This window comes from Rothia dentocariosa ATCC 17931 (genome assembly GCF_000164695.2).
Lineage (GTDB): Bacteria > Actinomycetota > Actinomycetes > Actinomycetales > Micrococcaceae > Rothia > Rothia dentocariosa.
In genome coordinates, this window is record NC_014643.1 from 1,693,523 (window position 1) to 1,709,470 (window position 15,948).

General features: G+C 53.9%; 14 protein-coding genes. All 14 read left to right on the plus strand.

What is annotated here, in order from left to right; genetic code table 11:
- Positions 1–2 precede the first annotated feature (2 nt).
- The 14 genes from HMPREF0733_RS07300 to HMPREF0733_RS07365 all read left to right on the plus strand — a co-directional run bounded on the left by HMPREF0733_RS07300 (position 3) and on the right by HMPREF0733_RS07365 (position 15,704).
- Positions 3–1,436, plus strand: coding sequence for a M50 family metallopeptidase (locus tag HMPREF0733_RS07300; RefSeq protein WP_013398728.1), 1,434 nt, complete (start codon positions 3–5; stop codon positions 1,434–1,436).
- 226 nt (positions 1,437–1,662) lie between these two features.
- A complete protein-coding gene (ispG, locus tag HMPREF0733_RS07305) occupies positions 1,663–2,805 on the plus strand; it encodes a flavodoxin-dependent (E)-4-hydroxy-3-methylbut-2-enyl-diphosphate synthase (protein ID WP_080513870.1) in 1,143 nt (380 codons plus the stop codon).
- A 143-nt stretch (positions 2,806–2,948) separates the two neighbouring features.
- The gene (locus HMPREF0733_RS07310; protein ID WP_013398729.1) at positions 2,949–3,935 is read left to right on the plus strand and encodes a GNAT family N-acetyltransferase; all 987 of its coding nucleotides are present in this window, start codon (positions 2,949–2,951) and stop codon (positions 3,933–3,935) included.
- A 163-nt stretch (positions 3,936–4,098) separates the two neighbouring features.
- Positions 4,099–5,916, plus strand: a complete 1,818-nt coding sequence (locus tag HMPREF0733_RS07315; protein ID WP_013398730.1) for a proline--tRNA ligase — start codon at positions 4,099–4,101, stop codon at positions 5,914–5,916.
- Between the two features lie 65 nt (positions 5,917–5,981).
- Entirely contained in the window at positions 5,982–6,647 is a 666-nt protein-coding gene (locus HMPREF0733_RS07320; RefSeq protein ID WP_013398731.1) for a ribosome maturation factor RimP, read from the plus strand.
- A gap of 130 nt (positions 6,648–6,777) precedes the next feature.
- Positions 6,778–7,815, plus strand: coding sequence for a transcription termination factor NusA (gene nusA, locus HMPREF0733_RS07325; protein ID WP_004006237.1), 1,038 nt, complete (start codon positions 6,778–6,780; stop codon positions 7,813–7,815).
- A 176-nt stretch (positions 7,816–7,991) separates the two neighbouring features.
- A complete protein-coding gene (locus HMPREF0733_RS07330) occupies positions 7,992–8,285 on the plus strand; it encodes a YlxR family protein (RefSeq protein WP_080556871.1) in 294 nt (97 codons plus the stop codon).
- Positions 8,286–8,515: 230 nt separating this feature from the next.
- The gene (gene infB / locus HMPREF0733_RS07335; RefSeq protein ID WP_013398733.1) at positions 8,516–11,305 is read left to right on the plus strand and encodes a translation initiation factor IF-2; all 2,790 of its coding nucleotides are present in this window, start codon (positions 8,516–8,518) and stop codon (positions 11,303–11,305) included.
- 116 nt (positions 11,306–11,421) lie between these two features.
- Positions 11,422–11,862, plus strand: coding sequence for a 30S ribosome-binding factor RbfA (gene rbfA / locus HMPREF0733_RS07340; RefSeq protein WP_172461384.1), 441 nt, complete (start codon positions 11,422–11,424; stop codon positions 11,860–11,862).
- 4 nt (positions 11,863–11,866) lie between these two features.
- Entirely contained in the window at positions 11,867–12,949 is a 1,083-nt protein-coding gene (gene truB / locus HMPREF0733_RS07345; RefSeq protein ID WP_013398735.1) for a tRNA pseudouridine(55) synthase TruB, read from the plus strand.
- Positions 12,946–13,317, plus strand: a complete 372-nt coding sequence (locus HMPREF0733_RS07350; RefSeq protein ID WP_013398736.1) for a hypothetical protein — start codon at positions 12,946–12,948, stop codon at positions 13,315–13,317. The genes truB and HMPREF0733_RS07350 overlap by 4 nt, the downstream gene beginning before the upstream one ends.
- 106 nt (positions 13,318–13,423) lie before the next feature.
- The gene (locus tag HMPREF0733_RS07355) at positions 13,424–13,909 is read left to right on the plus strand and encodes a hypothetical protein (RefSeq protein ID WP_013398737.1); all 486 of its coding nucleotides are present in this window, start codon (positions 13,424–13,426) and stop codon (positions 13,907–13,909) included.
- A gap of 28 nt (positions 13,910–13,937) precedes the next feature.
- Positions 13,938–14,633: a DUF4345 domain-containing protein gene (locus HMPREF0733_RS07360; RefSeq protein WP_013398738.1), complete on the plus strand. Its 696-nt coding sequence runs from the start codon at positions 13,938–13,940 to the stop codon at positions 14,631–14,633.
- Between the two features lie 105 nt (positions 14,634–14,738).
- Positions 14,739–15,704 carry a bifunctional riboflavin kinase/FAD synthetase gene (locus tag HMPREF0733_RS07365; RefSeq protein WP_004006245.1) on the plus strand — a complete coding sequence of 322 codons (966 nt, stop codon included), beginning with the start codon at positions 14,739–14,741 and terminating at the stop codon, positions 15,702–15,704.
- Positions 15,705–15,948: the final 244 nt, after the last annotated feature.

Below are 15,948 nucleotides of genomic sequence, written 5' to 3' on the forward strand. Positions count from 1 at the left end.
ACGTGGAGATTCTGCTCTACGCCACAGGCGTCATCATTATGGCGATAGCTATTGCGCTGTCTATTGCTCTGCATGAGGTGGGACACCTGGTACCTGCAAAACTCTTTAAGGTGCGTGTACCGCAATATATGATTGGTTTCGGCAAAACTATTTTTTCGTTCCGCCGCGGTGAAACTGAGTACGGGTTTAAAGCTATTCCTTTAGGCGGATATATTTCGATGATTGGCATGTATCCGCCTGCGCCCGAACACGCGGAGCGTGCGAAACGGGCAATGGAGCATCCCACAGAGGGGAACGCCGAGGGTACCACTGGCGTGGAGGAAGAACACGAACCCGAGATCGAAACTCTTCGCGCCGGAACTACCAGTCCTTTTGGGTCTTTGGCGAATGCGGCCCGTGAGGCTGACTTAGAGCGCCTGAAACCCGGAGATGAAAATCGTCTGTTTTATAAACTTCCCGTGTATAAACGCATGATTATCATGCTGGGCGGGCCTAGCATGAACTTGCTCATCGGGATCGTATGCACCGCCATTCTTATCTGCGGTTTTGGAACCCTGTCTGCAACTAATAAAGTGGCATCGGTTTCCGATTGCGTGCCAAAAGCAACGATCACCGAAGACCGTATCTCATATTCCGAATGTACTGACTCTTCGGCACCATCTCCCGCGAAAGCGGCAGGACTGCGTAAAGATGACCGTATAGTTGCTATCAACGGCAACCGTACGAGCACCTGGGAACAGGTTTCTTCTAACATTCGTCAGGCAGGGAATAATACCGTAACCGTCACTATTGAACGCGATGGTTCTGAGCAGCAGCTCACCATGACCCCGGCGCTTTTGGAGCGTCCGGTCGTGGATGAAAAGACCCGAGAATATGTGCGTAACGACGATGGGTCATTCAAGATGATGACCGGCGGCTTTATCGGTATCTCACCAACTTCGGAGATGGTTCCAGGCTCGTTGGGCGATGTTATGCCCAATGTGGGCGACACTCTGGGACGTATTGCACATTCCATGTGGTCGCTGCCGCAGCGCGTATGGGAGCTGGGAGTAAATCTCTTCTCTAATCAGGAACGCGATGCGAACTCCCCGGTATCCGTAGTGGGGGTAAGCCGGATTGCTGGTGAAGTGGCCTCGACAGACCGTATCGATCTGAAAGCAAAAACTGCGACCTTAGTCTCGCTGATAGCCGGAATGAACCTGATGCTTTTCGCCTTCAACCTACTTCCGCTTCTTCCCCTGGACGGAGGGCATGTTTTTGGTGCCCTGTGGGAGGCAATTCGACGTGGCTTCGCCAAGCTTACCCGCCGTGCCGATCCCGGTCCGTTTGACCCGGTCAAGCTTCTGCCGCTTACCTATGTTGTAGCAGGTGCTTTCATTCTGATGTCCATTGTGATTATTGCCGCCGACTTTATTAAACCCCTGCGACTGTTCTAAATGGCGGAGCAAGCTATGCACCGCATAGCGTCTAGTGAGGATCGTGTACGCAAACGAATTGTGAGCGGGACTACCGCTTTTTCATCTCATCGTGATATTGCTCGCGGTTAGGGTATCCGTATTAGTGGTTCTGCGCGCGACGGTGGCACAATAGGAAGCTGAGCGGCGCATCCCGCGCCCCAATTTTTATGACATTTGGAGGATTGCCTTGTCGGTTAGCCTTGGTATGCCGAAGCCTGCCCCTGCGGTTCTTGCGCCCCGCCGCAAGACCCGTCAATTCAAGGTAGGTGCCGTGGGTATCGGTTCCGAATCTCCCATTTCGGTACAGTCTATGACGACCACCAAGACCCACGATATCGGTTCGACCCTGCAGCAGATTGCCGAGCTAACCGCCGCCGGATGCGATATTGTGCGCGTGGCATGCCCGACCGATAAAGACGCTGAGGCACTACCCATCATCGCAAAGCAGTCTAATATTCCGGTGATCGCGGATATTCACTTTCAGCCCAAGTACGTGTATGCGGCTATTAAAGCCGGATGCGGCGCGGTGCGTGTGAATCCCGGTAACATTCGTAAATTTGATGACCAGGTAAAAGAGATCGCCGAGATGGCTTCAGATCACGGTACCTCTATCCGTATCGGCGTGAATGCTGGTTCGCTCGATAAACGTCTGCTCGAAAAATATGGCCACGCCACCCCGGAGGCGCTGGTTGAGTCCGCTGTATGGGAAGCCTCTCTTTTTGAAGAGCACGGGTTCCGCGACTTCAAGATTTCCGTTAAACATAACGATCCGGTGGTTATGGTTGAGGCATACCGGCAGCTTGCCGCACGCGGCGATTGGCCTTTGCACCTAGGCGTAACCGAAGCAGGTCCCGCATTCCAGGGAACCATCAAGAGTTCGGTAGCATTCGGTACCCTCCTCTCTCAGGGGATTGGCGATACGATCCGTGTTTCTCTTTCGGCCCCTCCGGTGGAAGAAGTCAAGGTGGGAACCAAGATTCTGGAATCCCTTAACCTGCGCCCGCGCAAGCTCGACATTGTTTCGTGCCCCTCATGCGGTCGCGCCCAGGTGAATGTGTGGGAACTCGCCGAAAACGTGACCAAGGGCTTGGAGCATATGAAGGTTCCGCTTCGCGTCGCCGTGATGGGATGCGTGGTGAACGGTCCAGGCGAGGCACGTGAAGCAGACTTAGGAGTGGCGTCCGGTAACGGTAAGGGACAGATTTTTGTGAAAGGGGAAGTCATTAAAACCGTTCCGGAAGATCAGATCGTGGAAACCCTTCTTGAAGAGGCAACCCGTATTGCCGCCGAGATGGAAGCTTCGGGGGAGTATGTGCCCGAAGGCGCCCCCGCTGTTACCGTCAAATAGTACGGCTGTACCTCGTCCGTAGCGTTGAATATAAACGCGACGAGTCTGAAATCTCTAAGCGCCTCGCCTTCAACGGACGCGGGGCGCTTTGCTATGACACATTCAAAACCGCGATAGCTCTCTCGTTAGATAGAATCGAAAGCGTGCTCAAAAAGTTTTTCTCCTCATCCGCCCCCCAAGTGGTAGCTCTCGATCGGCGCGATGCAGATGCCCTCGAAGAGCTTCTCTATGCGGATACGCTGGGGAACCTCTACGCTATTGAGCATTACGATATTTACGGGCTGCCGCCAGCATCAGCATCCGGAGCACGCCTGACGGGGAATAAGCTGCCAGCACAGTATCGCGGATTCGTGGGGATTTACGAAGATGGCATCTTGCTGAGCGCGCTGTTGCTAGGTAGCAATACCGTTCCCATCTGGTTACCTGACGACGATCGAATGCGCTCACATGCCGAGGTTTTTGCTCACCTCATTTACCGTTCTCGGGGCAGCATTGAGTCTCTTTTTGGGCCCAGTGAATGTGTGCTTCCAATCTGGGAGCACTTGAGGAAACGCCTCGCGAGTCCTTTCTCTGTTCGAACGATACAGCCGCTACTGTACCTGCCCCCAGAAACAAATCTATTCTCACTCTATTCGGCCTCTCTGCCTGAACTGCCCGGCTATCTACCCTCGTTACAGTCGGTTCCAGAGAGTCCTGGAGGATATGTGCGCTGTACTGTTCTGTCAGATTACGATGATGTTCTGCCCGCCGCAGCCGCTATGTTCCATGAGGAAGTCGGTATTGAACCCATCGCACGGTACGGCAGCAACTACAGAAACCGTGTACGGTCGATGGTATCCGAAGGCAAAAACGTGATTGTCACTAACGATCTCGGCGCGGTGGTCTTCAAAGCTGATCTGGGTATATCGCATCTGGACGCTGCGCAGATACAGGGCGTTTGGGTGCACCCCGACTATCGCGGTCTGGGGCTTGCGGCTCCGTTTCTTGCTGCGGCCTGTGAGCTTTTCCGAGAGAGGTACCCGCATCTGAGCCTCTACGTTAATAACTACAACGATCGGGCACTTTCTCTCTATCAGCGCACCGGATGGGAAGATATTGGGCAATATTCGACCATTATCCTTACTCGTTAGCGTCTGAAAATATACACGTTGGTTTTTTATACCAACTATGCTTCGCCTGTGAGCGCGGAAACCTATAGACTTGTTATATTATTCATCGCCGTTCGCCGCCGCTTTCGGGTTAAGGAATGTGGGATGCGGTGAAGGTCTAGCATCAAATCCAAGGAGAACACACATGGTACTTCGCTTGTCCAACCTCTTCGTGCGGACCCTGCGTGAAGATCCTGTAGACGCTGAGGTAGCAAGCCATAAGCTTTTAGTGCGCGCAGGTTATATTCGTCGTGCCGCTCCTGGCGTGTATACCTGGCTGCCCTTGGGTTTGAAAGTTCTGCGCAAGGTAGAAAATATCGTGCGTGAAGAAATGAACGCAATTGGAGCCCAAGAAGTTCTCTTCCCGGCATTGTTGCCGCGAGAACCCTATGAGGCGACTAACCGGTGGGAAGAATACGGTGATAATCTCTTCCGCCTGCAGGACCGCAAGGGTGCCGATATGCTTCTGGCGCCCACCCATGAGGAAATGTTCACTCTGTTGGTGAAAGACCTTTATTCCTCCTACAAGGATCTGCCGCTGTATATTTACCAGATCCAGAATAAGTACCGTGACGAGGCGCGACCCCGCGCCGGTTTGTTGCGTGGGCGCGAATTCGTCATGAAGGATTCCTACTCTTTTACTGTGGACGACGAAGGCTTGAATGAAGCTTACGAGGCTCACCGAGCCGCTTACCAGCGTATTTTTAACCGCTTGGGATTAGACACAGTCATCGTGACCGCGCAATCGGGTGCTATGGGCGGTTCACGCAGTGAAGAGTTCCTGCATCCGACCCCTGTAGGTGAAGACACCTTTGTGCGTTCAGCTGGTGGCTACGCCGCAAATGTGGAGGCAGTCACTACTGTTGTGCCTGCAGACATTGATTTCACGGATACGCCCGCAGCTATCGTGCTCGATACCCCCGAATCTCCCACGATTGAAACTCTTGTAACCCAGATGAATGACTTGCACCCTCAGGTGACCGGTGGTGAACTCACCGCAGAGCAGACGCTTAAATGTTTTGTGGGCGCAGTCATTACCCCCGCCGGGGAGCGTAAACTCTTTGCCGTGGGCGTACCCGGTGACCGCGAAGTTGATCTGGGACGCGTCGAGGTTAACATTGGTGCGCTCATGGGTATCGGCGGCGAAGTCGAGGTTGAGGCAGCTTCTGAGGAGGATCTAAAGAAATTCCCGCAGCTCGTCAAGGGCTATATTGGCCCGGGTCTTACTCTCGATCAGCCCATGTTGGGTGAGAATACCGAAGAGCGTCAAACTGCTACCGGTATTCCGTTTTTCGTTGATCCGCGCGTGGTTCGCGGTACCTCGTGGGTTACTGGTGCTAACGAGCACGGCAAACACGTGGCAAATCTCGTTTACGGGCGGGACTTTAGCGCAGACGGTACTTTGGAAGCGTGTGAAGTACGCGAAGGCGACCCAGCACCGGATGGTTCCGGACCGCTTATTGCCGCACGCGGCATTGAGATGGGACATATCTTCCAGCTTGGTCGTAAATACGCCGAGGCACTGGGGCTGAAAGTACTCGATCAGAACGGTAAACTCCAGACCGTGACGATGGGATCTTACGGTATTGGCGTTACCCGTGCGCTTGCCGCAATCGCTGAGGGCAATCATGACGAGAAGGGTCTGATCTGGCCGCGTAACTTGGCACCCGCCGATGTGCACATCGTCATCACGAATAAAGACGCTCAATCCCACGAGTACGCAGAAACCTTGAGCGCCGAACTTGAAGGTGCCGGGGTGCAGGTGCTTTTGGACGACCGTCTGAAAACCAGCCCGGGCGTTAAATTCGGCGATGCCGAGCTTCTGGGCGTACCCACCATCTTAGTGATTGGTCGCGGGTTCAAAGACGGTACTTTGGAGCTCAAAGACCGGCGAAACGGAGAGGCACGCGATATTGCTGTATCGGATGCGGTGCGCGAAATCCTCGCCGAGATCCGGTCTTAGGTCCTATTCCCAGGCATAGACGCGTTCATCATCCTCGACAAGATTATCGAGAAGAGAAGGAAGATATGGCGTATAAACCTAAACGGTCCGGTAAGAAAGACGGCGCCCCCAATGCTCGCTCTCGGCGTGCCGCATCACGAACCGCCAGGGGTGTAACTCGTCCCTTCGAATCCGCAGGGGCAGAAAAATCGGTACCGGCAAAAATTGGGACACGCTCTCTACATGAGGACGAGGTAGGCGAAGCTATCAAACCTGTGCTCAGCGAGTTTTCGCTCGTGCTTGAAAGGATTAAGATCAGCGGTCCGGCAGCTAACCGAACGGTAGAAATTACCGTGGACTATATGGAAGATCGGACAGATTCTCTTTCTCTGGACAGCCTTGCGGAAATCTCGGGGGCTATCTCACAGGCTCTGGATAAAGCTGATGAGCATGATGAGTTCTTCCCCTACATGTTGGAGGTTTCCTCTCCTGGAGCTACCCGAGAACTTACTGAGCGCCGCCATTGGAAACGTGCTCGCACTCGACTTGTGGCGGTGACACAGACAGATGGCACGGAATACGTGGCTCGTCTTGACGAGATTACGGACGAAGGCCCTGTACTTCGGCGTAAGAAACAGACTAAGAAAGGGCAGAAGCAGACATACCATGACGCTGTGATTGTGCCCTGGGAAAATATTGGGCACGCTAATGTTGAAATTGATTTCAATTCTACTCAAGAGACTGTAGAATAGGTACAAAATAGGCTTTCTGTTTGTTTTTTCACACTCAACAAACATAAAGCAAACCGTTCGGGAGCCGGGGCGCAGAAAAAGCGTCCCGGCGCCGTGCTACAGGGAAAGGCTGAAGAGCGTGGACAACAATATGACGATCGACTTAGGCGTTCTGCATGCACTTGCAAAGCAACGAGGTCTCGTTTTGGAGGAACTGTTCTCGCTGGTTGAAAATGCTCTGGTGCTTGCCTATATGAAGCAGCCCGGCGCCATTAAAGGCTCCCGAGCCGTCATCGATCGAACCACCGGCGACTTCGCTATTCTTGCGCCGGAACTTGACGATGACAACCAGAAAATCGATGAGTTCGATGATACGCCCAATAACTTTGGGCGCATTGCTGCGGCGACGGTGCGTCAGGTTTTATCGCAGCGTCTGCGCGATGCCGAAGATGCATCCGTGCTTGGTGAATTTAAAGACCGAGAAGGAACCTTAGCATCCGGCGTTATTCAGCAGGGGAATAACCCCCGTATGGTTCAAGTCGATTTGGGAACTATTGAGGCTGTACTTCCCGCGAACGAGCAGGTTCCCGGAGAACAATATCCCCACGGAACCCGTATTCGTGCATATCTCTTAGAGGCGCGCCGCGGGCAGAAAGGGCCCTCGATTGTGCTCTCGCGGTCGCATCCGAACTTGGTGCTTCGCCTATTTGAGCATGAGGTTCCAGAGATCGCCGACGGATCGGTCAAGATTAACTCCATTGCTCGCGAGGCAGGACATCGCTCGAAGATAGCGGTAAGCGCAACGAACCCCAGTATCAACGCTAAGGGTGCCTGCATCGGTGATATGGGCGCTCGCGTGCGTGCTGTTGCCGCTGAACTTAATGACGAGAAGATCGACATTGTTGATTACTCGACGGACCCTGCAGAGTTTATTACGGCTGCGCTCTCGCCCGCTAAGGTGACCGAAGTTATTATTGCGGACCCCCGCGAATATTCTGCTCGTGCGATTGTCCCCGATGAGCAGCTTTCGCTGGCAATCGGGCGGGAAGGCCAGAACGCGCGCCTTGCCGCGAAACTAACCGGCTGGCGTATCGACATTTTGGCAGAGTCAAAATATGCTCAGATTCGTGCCGAAGAAGAGGTGGCTGAGCGAGTAGCCCGCAGCCTTGATTTAGACGAAAACGAGTAGTAACCGGTATTCTAGTAGGAGTACCCTGTAGCCCCTGAAGGGTCTTCCGCATTCGTGAAACCGAATACGGACGTGACCCAGATGAGGGGCTACACTTAAGATGTGCGTTTGGTGCGTGCACCTCAGTGGTGTGCCTAAACGACTGTGACAGTTTTGATGGGGAAGAGGGGAGAGCAATGAGTGAACCTCTCCGTACCTGTATTGGCTGTCGCCTCCGCGATAGTCCGCGGAATATGCTCCGTATCGTCCGTTTCGGCGGCGACGGAGAACGGATGCGCATCCTTCCGGATGTGCACCGCACCTTGCCCGGTCGCGGTGCGTGGCTACATATGCGTGAATCCTGCCAGCAACAGGCTTTTCGTAAAAATGCTTTCGCCCGCGCCTTTAAAGTTTCAATTGCTCGCGCAGACCTTATGGTTTTGACCGAATACTTCGCTCAGCGCAAGCCCGAAACTACGGGCTATGAGTGAAACTCACATCCCCATAAGTCAACGAGTTTGACGACTTCTTGCAGATTACGAAAGCGAGTCAGAAAACTGATGGATATCTAATGAGTGCCGCGACATGAGTACCCATCTGTGCTCACACCCCGGCAAGTTTATGCCCACGCGTGTGTTAGGCGTAACCGAGAGCCTAGTGCGCGCATACACACATCATTAGTGTTCGCACCGTCCTGGTGCGAGCCAGGACAGGAGAAAATTTGGCTAAGCCTCGCGTACACGAGATTGCTAAAGAACTTGGTGTAACGTCAAAAGAAGTTATTGCAAAACTAGCCGAACAAGGCGAATTCGTAAAGGGCGCATCCTCGACCCTTAACCCGCTCGTGGTTAAGAAACTGCGTGAAGCGTTCCCCGCCCCCGCTCAGGCACCTGAAAAACCAACTAAAGCGTCAGGGAAATCTGCAGCTTCCACAGCTAAAACTGCTAGTGCTAAGCCCGCCGCTCCAAAGAAGTCGGCGGACGCGAAATCTGCCGCTAAACCTGCGGCACCGAAACCTGCCCCTAAACCGGGTGCAAAACCTGCAGCTAAATCTGCGGCTCCTAAGCCCGGTGCCAAGGGCGCCGCTAAATCTTCTTCGGGTCCTCGTCCGGGCAACAACCCCTTCTCCTCACAGCAGGGAATGGCTCGTCCAGAGGCTCCGAAGCCTGCTGCTCCAAAGCCCGCACCGAAACCTGGTGCATCGGCTCCAAAACCGGGCCCGAAGCCTGGTCCTCGTCCGGGCAACAACCCCTTCTCCTCACAGCAGGGAATGAAACGACCCGAACGCGGCGAACAACGTTCTGGCGGTCCTCGTCCACCCCGCGGTCAGCGTTCAGGCAATAATGCCCCTCGTCCCGGCGGTGGGGGCAACGGTCCCCGTTCCGCATCGGGGTCGCGCTCGCACGCGCCTCGTTCCGGCGGCGGCAACCGTCCTAGCCCGTCCATTATGCCGTCCAAGGTCTCGAACGTCGGTTCCGGTCCCGGAGCACCCGGTGGTGGTGGCGGAGGCGGTAACCGTCGTGGCGGAGGCGGCTATAACCGCGGTCCTTCGCGTCCGGGGCCCGGTGGCCGTGGAAATGCACAGGGCGCTTTCGGCCGCGGCGGATCCAAGCGTAAGAACCGTAAGTCGAAGGCAGCTCGCCGCAATGAAATCGAGCAGATGAATGCACCCGCACCCGGTGGTGTGGTAGTACCTCGCGGCGATGGTTCGACCGAGGTACGCCTGCGTCGCGGCGCGTCCATTATGGATTTTGCCGAGAAGATTGGTGCTAACCCGGCCTCGCTGATTACCGTGCTCTTCCACTTGGGTGAAATGGCTACTCAAACCCAGTCGCTCGATGAAGAAACCTTCGAGCTATTGGGTGTCGAGCTAGGGTACGTCGTAAAGATCGTGTCTCCCGAGGACGAAGAACGCGAGCTCTTGGAGTCATTTGACATCGACCTTGAAGCCGAGGCAGAGGCGGAAGGCGATGATGTTCTTGAAGCTCGTCCTCCGGTCGTGACCGTGATGGGTCACGTTGACCACGGTAAAACTCGACTGCTGGATGCTATTCGGAATACCAACGTCATTGAGGGTGAAGCCGGCGGTATTACCCAGCATATCGGTGCGTATCAGGTACACACCACCGTCGAAGGTGAAGACCGTGCGATTACCTTTATCGATACCCCCGGTCACGAGGCGTTTACCGCTATGCGTGCCCGCGGCGCGAAGGTTACCGACGTAGCCATCCTTGTGGTCGCTGCGGATGACGGCGTGATGCCGCAGACTGTTGAGGCGTTGAACCACGCTCAGGCAGCTGATGTGCCGATCGTCGTAGCTATCAACAAGATCGATAAGGAAGGCGCATCGCCCGATAAGGTCAAGGGCCAGCTGACCGAGTATGGTCTGGTACCTGAAGATTACGGTGGAGACACCATGTTCGTGAACGTTTCGGCTCGGAATGGCACGAACATTACCGAACTGCTTGAAGCCGTAACCTTGACTGCCGACGTTCTGGAACTGCGCGCTAATCCGAATAAGGAAGCTCGTGGCGTTGCCATTGAAGCGAATCTGGATAAGGGCCGCGGTGCGGTCTCCACCGTCTTGGTGCAGTCCGGTACTCTGCATGTGGGCGATGCGATTGTCGCCGGTGTGGCGCACGGTCGCGTGCGCGCCATGTTCGACGAGAATGGTCACGCAGTGAAAGAAGCCGGTCCGTCCCGTCCCGTTCAGGTTCTGGGTCTTTCGACCGTTCCCCGTGCGGGAGATACCTTCCTCTCGACCGAAGAAGAGCGCACCGCACGCCAGATTGCTGAGAAGCGTGAGGCCGCAGACCGTAATGCACAGCTCGCGAAGCGTCGTAAGCGTGTAACTCTTGAATCCTTCGATGCTGCTGTGGCTGAGGGCAAGATGGATACCCTCAACCTGATTATTAAGGGTGACGTCTCCGGCGCTGTTGAAGCTCTGGAAGAGTCGCTCATGAAGATTGATGTGGGCGGCGACGAAGTTCAGCTGCGCGTCATCCACCGCGGTGTAGGTGCTATTACTCAGAACGATGTGAACCTGGCAACCGTGGACAACGCGGTGATCATTGGCTTCAACGTTCGTCCTGCAGAGCGTGTCTCTGAGCTTGCAGACCGCGAGGGCGTCGAGATGAAGTTCTACTCGGTCATCTACCGCGCGATTGAGGAAATTGAGCAGGCTGTCAAAGGCATGCTTAAACCTGAATACGAAGAGGTCGAACTCGGCTCGGCGGAGATCCGCGAAGTGTTCCGTTCCTCCAAGTGGGGTAACATCGCAGGTTCGATGGTCAAGAACGGCATTATCAAGCGTAATTCCAAGGCACGCCTGGTACGTGACGGTGTTGTGGTGTCAGAAGACCTCACCATCGAGTCGCTGCGTCGTTTCAAGGACGATGCTACCGAAGTACGTGAAGGCTTCGAGTGCGGTATTGGACTCGGTTCCTTCAACGACATCAAGGAAGGCGACGTCATCGAAACCTGGGAGATGCGCGAGAAGCCGCGCGTCTAAGACCCGCAGAAACGCGCCCGCTCCCCGTATCTCGCTTCGTTCCGGTTTTGTACCGGAAGATGCGGGATGCGGGGCGGGCGTTTCCACTATCTGTACTTGACCACAAGGAGAAAACTATGGCTGATGCAGCACGTGCAGCCCGTCTCGCCGATCGTATTAAGGTGATTGTGGCGCAGGCGCTTGAACGCCGAGTCAAAGACCCCCGCCTCGGTTTTGTGACGGTTACCGATGCCCGGGTCACGAATGACCTGCAGCACGCAACCCTGTACTACACCGTATACGGTTCTGAAGAAGAACAAGAAAACACAAAAAAGGCGTTGGAATCCGCTAAGGGCATTTTGCGCTCTGAGGTGGGAAAAAATATTACCGCGCGTCTGACGCCGACCCTCACCTTCGTGCCAGACGAAGTGCCGGTCAATGCGTATCATCTCGAAGACCTCTTGAAGAAAACCCGTGAACGCGACGCCGAACTTGCCGCAGCATCCACGGGCGCCCAATATGCGGGTGACGCTGACCCTTACAAGAAACCTGAGCAGGCCGAAGTAGAGGAAGACTAATACAGTGGCAAAAGCTCGGGAGCGTGGACCGTCAGGTTTGCTGGTGGTGAATAAACCTGCTGGCATGACGAGCCATGATGTAGTCTCGAAGATCCGCTGGATTGCCGGTACGCGGCGTGTTGGTCATGCAGGTACTCTTGATCCGGCGGCGACCGGTGTGTTGGTTTTGGGCTTGAATAAAGCGACAAAGCTTTTGACGTATTTAGTTGGTCAGGATAAAACTTATGAGGCTCGCCTGGTGTTAGGGGCCGCAACTCTGACAGAGGACGCTGAGGGAGAGCTCACCGGGATTGCTCGCGCGGAGGCTGTGAGGGCTCTGACTCGGGAGAAGATTGAAAACGCTGTACGATCTTTGACGGGTAATATTATGCAGGTTCCCTCCGCCGTTTCGGCGATTAAGGTTAAGGGTGTGCGTTCTTATGCTCGGGTTCGTGACGGCGAGGATATTGAACTTGCCGCCCGAAAGGTCACGATTCATGAGGCCGCTGTTCATGAGGTGCGCGATAGCGAACTTGATACTCGACTATATACTGTTGCCGAGGGGCTTGATATTCCTGCGTGTGTACCAGTTGTTGAGGTAGATATTACGGTTTCCTGCTCTTCTGGAACCTATATTCGTGCTTTTGCTCGTGATGTGGGTAAAGCCCTGGGCGTTGGGGGCCATTTGAGTGCTTTGAACCGTATTCGTGTAGGGAATGTGTATCAGCGTGAGGCGCTTGATTTAGCTGAACTCATGAAGGAGCGCGAGAACGCTGATGGGCCGCTAGACTTACCCGTACTTTCTCTTGAGGAGGCGGCACGGCGTCTGTTCAACGTTCGGCAGCTTTCGACGCAAGAGGCGACCGATATTTCATTTGGTCGGTGCATTACAGCCGGTGAGGAGGGCTCAGATGTTTTTGCTTTAGGTACACAAAGCCCGGAGTCTCAGCATGCCAGTACCGAGGGGATAACTGCCGCATTTGCGCCGGACGGAACACTGGTGGCTCTTATAGAGAATGTGAAGTTTCGGGGAACCCGATGTGCGGCGCCCGTGCTCGTATTTGAAGCAGGAATTGACTTCTCGCGGGAAGCGGGGGAGCGGTTATGATCGCTGGTTTGGACTGGTGGTTTTGGATTACTGTGGTACTCGGTACGTTATCGTGCCTGGCCTCTTTGGTACAGTATTTCCGTGGTTATGAACCCGATGACTATTCACAAGGCCCGATGCTCATTCTTGAAGCATTTTTAGTGGTATACCTGGTAGGGTCGATCATCATGCAGGCCGTGGGACCGGGACCTCGTGGTGATTGGCTAGAGTATTACGGGTATCTCGTTACTGCCATGCTTATTCCCGCCGGCGCGTTCTTCTATTCTCTCAGCGAGCGTACGCGATGGGCGACTCTGCTACTGGCGGTTCCAGGGCCCGTGCTCATCGTGATGGTTCATCGAATGAATATGCTGTGGTATTACTATTAGACACAGGTTTTACTCCACATAGCTGGGGCACAGAGCCTGAATTATAGAGCAAGTACGCAAGCATCTAGAGACACCTTCTGCGCACACACCTTGGGAAGGACACGATGTGAATAATACTTTGAACCCTTGGGGTTCCCGCACTACAAAAGGCAATTCTAAATCCGATGCTGTTTCCTCAGCTGGCCATGCCTCCGGTCCGGGTAAAGTTATCGCTGTGGTGTACGGGATTTTTACACTGTCGGCGGGCGCTCGCGCGTGTTATCAGCTGATTCGTAAATTTGATGAGGCGCCCTTGGCGATTCTGCTTTCGCTTCTTTCCGCAATTATTTATGCTATTGCTGCTGTTTCTTTAGCAAAGCGTGGAGAACGTGCTAGGCAGCTTGCGGTTATCACCATCGTAGTGGAGCTTCTTGGCGTCCTTGGCATAGGAGTTTTCTCGTATGCCGCTCCGCAGTTTTTCCCCTTAGCATCCGTGTGGTCGCATTTCGGGCAAGGATATGGGTATATCCCCTTGGTACTGCCGGTGGTGGGGTTGTGGTGGCTGTACCGGGCAGCGCATCGCACTACGAACAGGTCGCAGAATTCTCGGTGAGGATAGCGAAAACTAAAAGGAGAGAACTATGACTCGTGATAAGAACTCGCAGAAGGCCGAGAAAAAATCGCATTCAACCTCTGAACCGGTAACTCAGCCGCAGCCGGTGATTTCAGCGCAGTCGGAGTATCCGCAGAAAGCGCGCACTGCGTCGGCCCAACAGCCTGCACAGAAAATCGGATCTGAATCCAGTGCTCAGAAATCTGCTCGCGGATCAAAAAATACTGCCCCTGCAGGATCGCAGAAAACGACGGCCGTGCGTACGGTGGAGGACGTCGCCAAGCCTCAGAACCAAGGGGTTTTTCGCGCTGTGACCGCACTTTACGGTGCTTTGGTTATGCTCTATGCGGGGTGGCAGATCTTCTCAGGCGCCCGTGCTGTGCCAGAGAATGATGGTCTGGCGGCAAATGCTTCTCTGGAATCAAATTATGCGTTTTTCGCCGCAATATACTTCGGCTTGGGGCTCTCATTCCTTGTTATCGCTGTGAAGTTCAAGTGGGTCAATATGCTGGCAATATCCTGTCTGGTGGTTTTCTTAGGCGGCGTGGGACGTATTATGTCGTGGGCTACTCACGGTACCCCGCATTGGTCGCTGATCGTGCTGATGGTGACTGAGCTGGTCATTCCTCCATGCCTGTTGATTTGGTACGCCTGGATTAATAAGTCCAATAAGATTCGGCAGGATATGCTTCAGGCTTCGCAACAGGGAAAATCCTCTCGTTAGCGTTGGGTCTCGAAAATCCTTCAGGTTTATCGGGGTGGTAATTCTACATACGTCTTCAGACTGGTTTAGGATGTATAGGTACATTATTTCTTACCAGGAGAGCCCGTGACCCTCTATACCGAGTTGAGCGATATTCCAGCGGATTTCGGTCCGTCCGTAGTGACTATCGGCAATTTTGATGGCGTGCATATTGGTCACGCTCGCGTTATTTCACGTGTTGTCGAGGTAGCGAATGAGCACGGGCTTGTTTCGGTTGCTGTTTCGTTTGATCCGCACCCTATGCAGGTGCATCATCCTGAACTGAAGCATCAGGAAATTATGGGTCAGGGGTCAAGACGTTATTTCATGTGCCAGCTTGGCCTGCAGAACTACCTACTGCTGCATTACGACCTAGAGTTTGCGAAGCAGAGCCCCGAAGAATTTGTGAAGTCCGTCTTTGTTGATACCCTGCGTGCACGTTATGTCGTGATCGGCGATGATGTGCGTTTTGGGCACAAGAATTCGGGCGATTTAAACACAATGCGCGAACTGGGGAAGAAATACGGGTTTGAGGTCATCGTGGTTGATGATTTGATGGCCGATGAAAAAACTCGATGCTCTTCAACCCGCATCCGCGAATATTTGAACGCGGGGGACATGGAAGGTGCGGCTCGGCTGCTTGGTCGTCCGCACCTGATGTACGGGGAAGTCGTGCACGGCTTGGCGCGTGGGCGTGAACTGGGGTTCCCTACAGCAAATTTGGAGCTGGAGGCGCGCGGCTTTATCCCGGTTGATGGTGTGTATGCCGGATGGTTGACCGATGAATCTGGTGAAAAGCATCCGGCGGCTATATCCGTGGGTACAAACCCAACCTTCGACGGCATTGAAAACCGTCAGGTTGAGGCGCATGTTATTAACCGTCCTCAAGAACGCGTTGAGGACTTTGACCTTTATGGGCAGCATGTGGTTGTGGAATTTGTGAAGCACCTGCGCCCTATGGTTGCGTACCATGGCATTGATGCTTTGATCGAACAGATTAATCAGGATGTTGCGCAGGCGCGCGATGTGCTTGCCGCCGGGTCTTACGCTTAGGTAATAAGACTCTGGCGTTTTCTGTCGTCTGTAATCTTATGAAGACCAAAATAAAACATAACTGATTCTGCAACTTTCATGTTTATCGTGAAGGTTTAAAATATTTTTTATATTAATTGTATAAATGTATAGATAAACCGCACCCTGAGAATTTAATTGTAATATTTTTGTTTACTTCGAGAGAAATATCTAATTTCGTCTCTTGCTGATGTGTGCATGAGATACACTAAAAATTACAAATTCC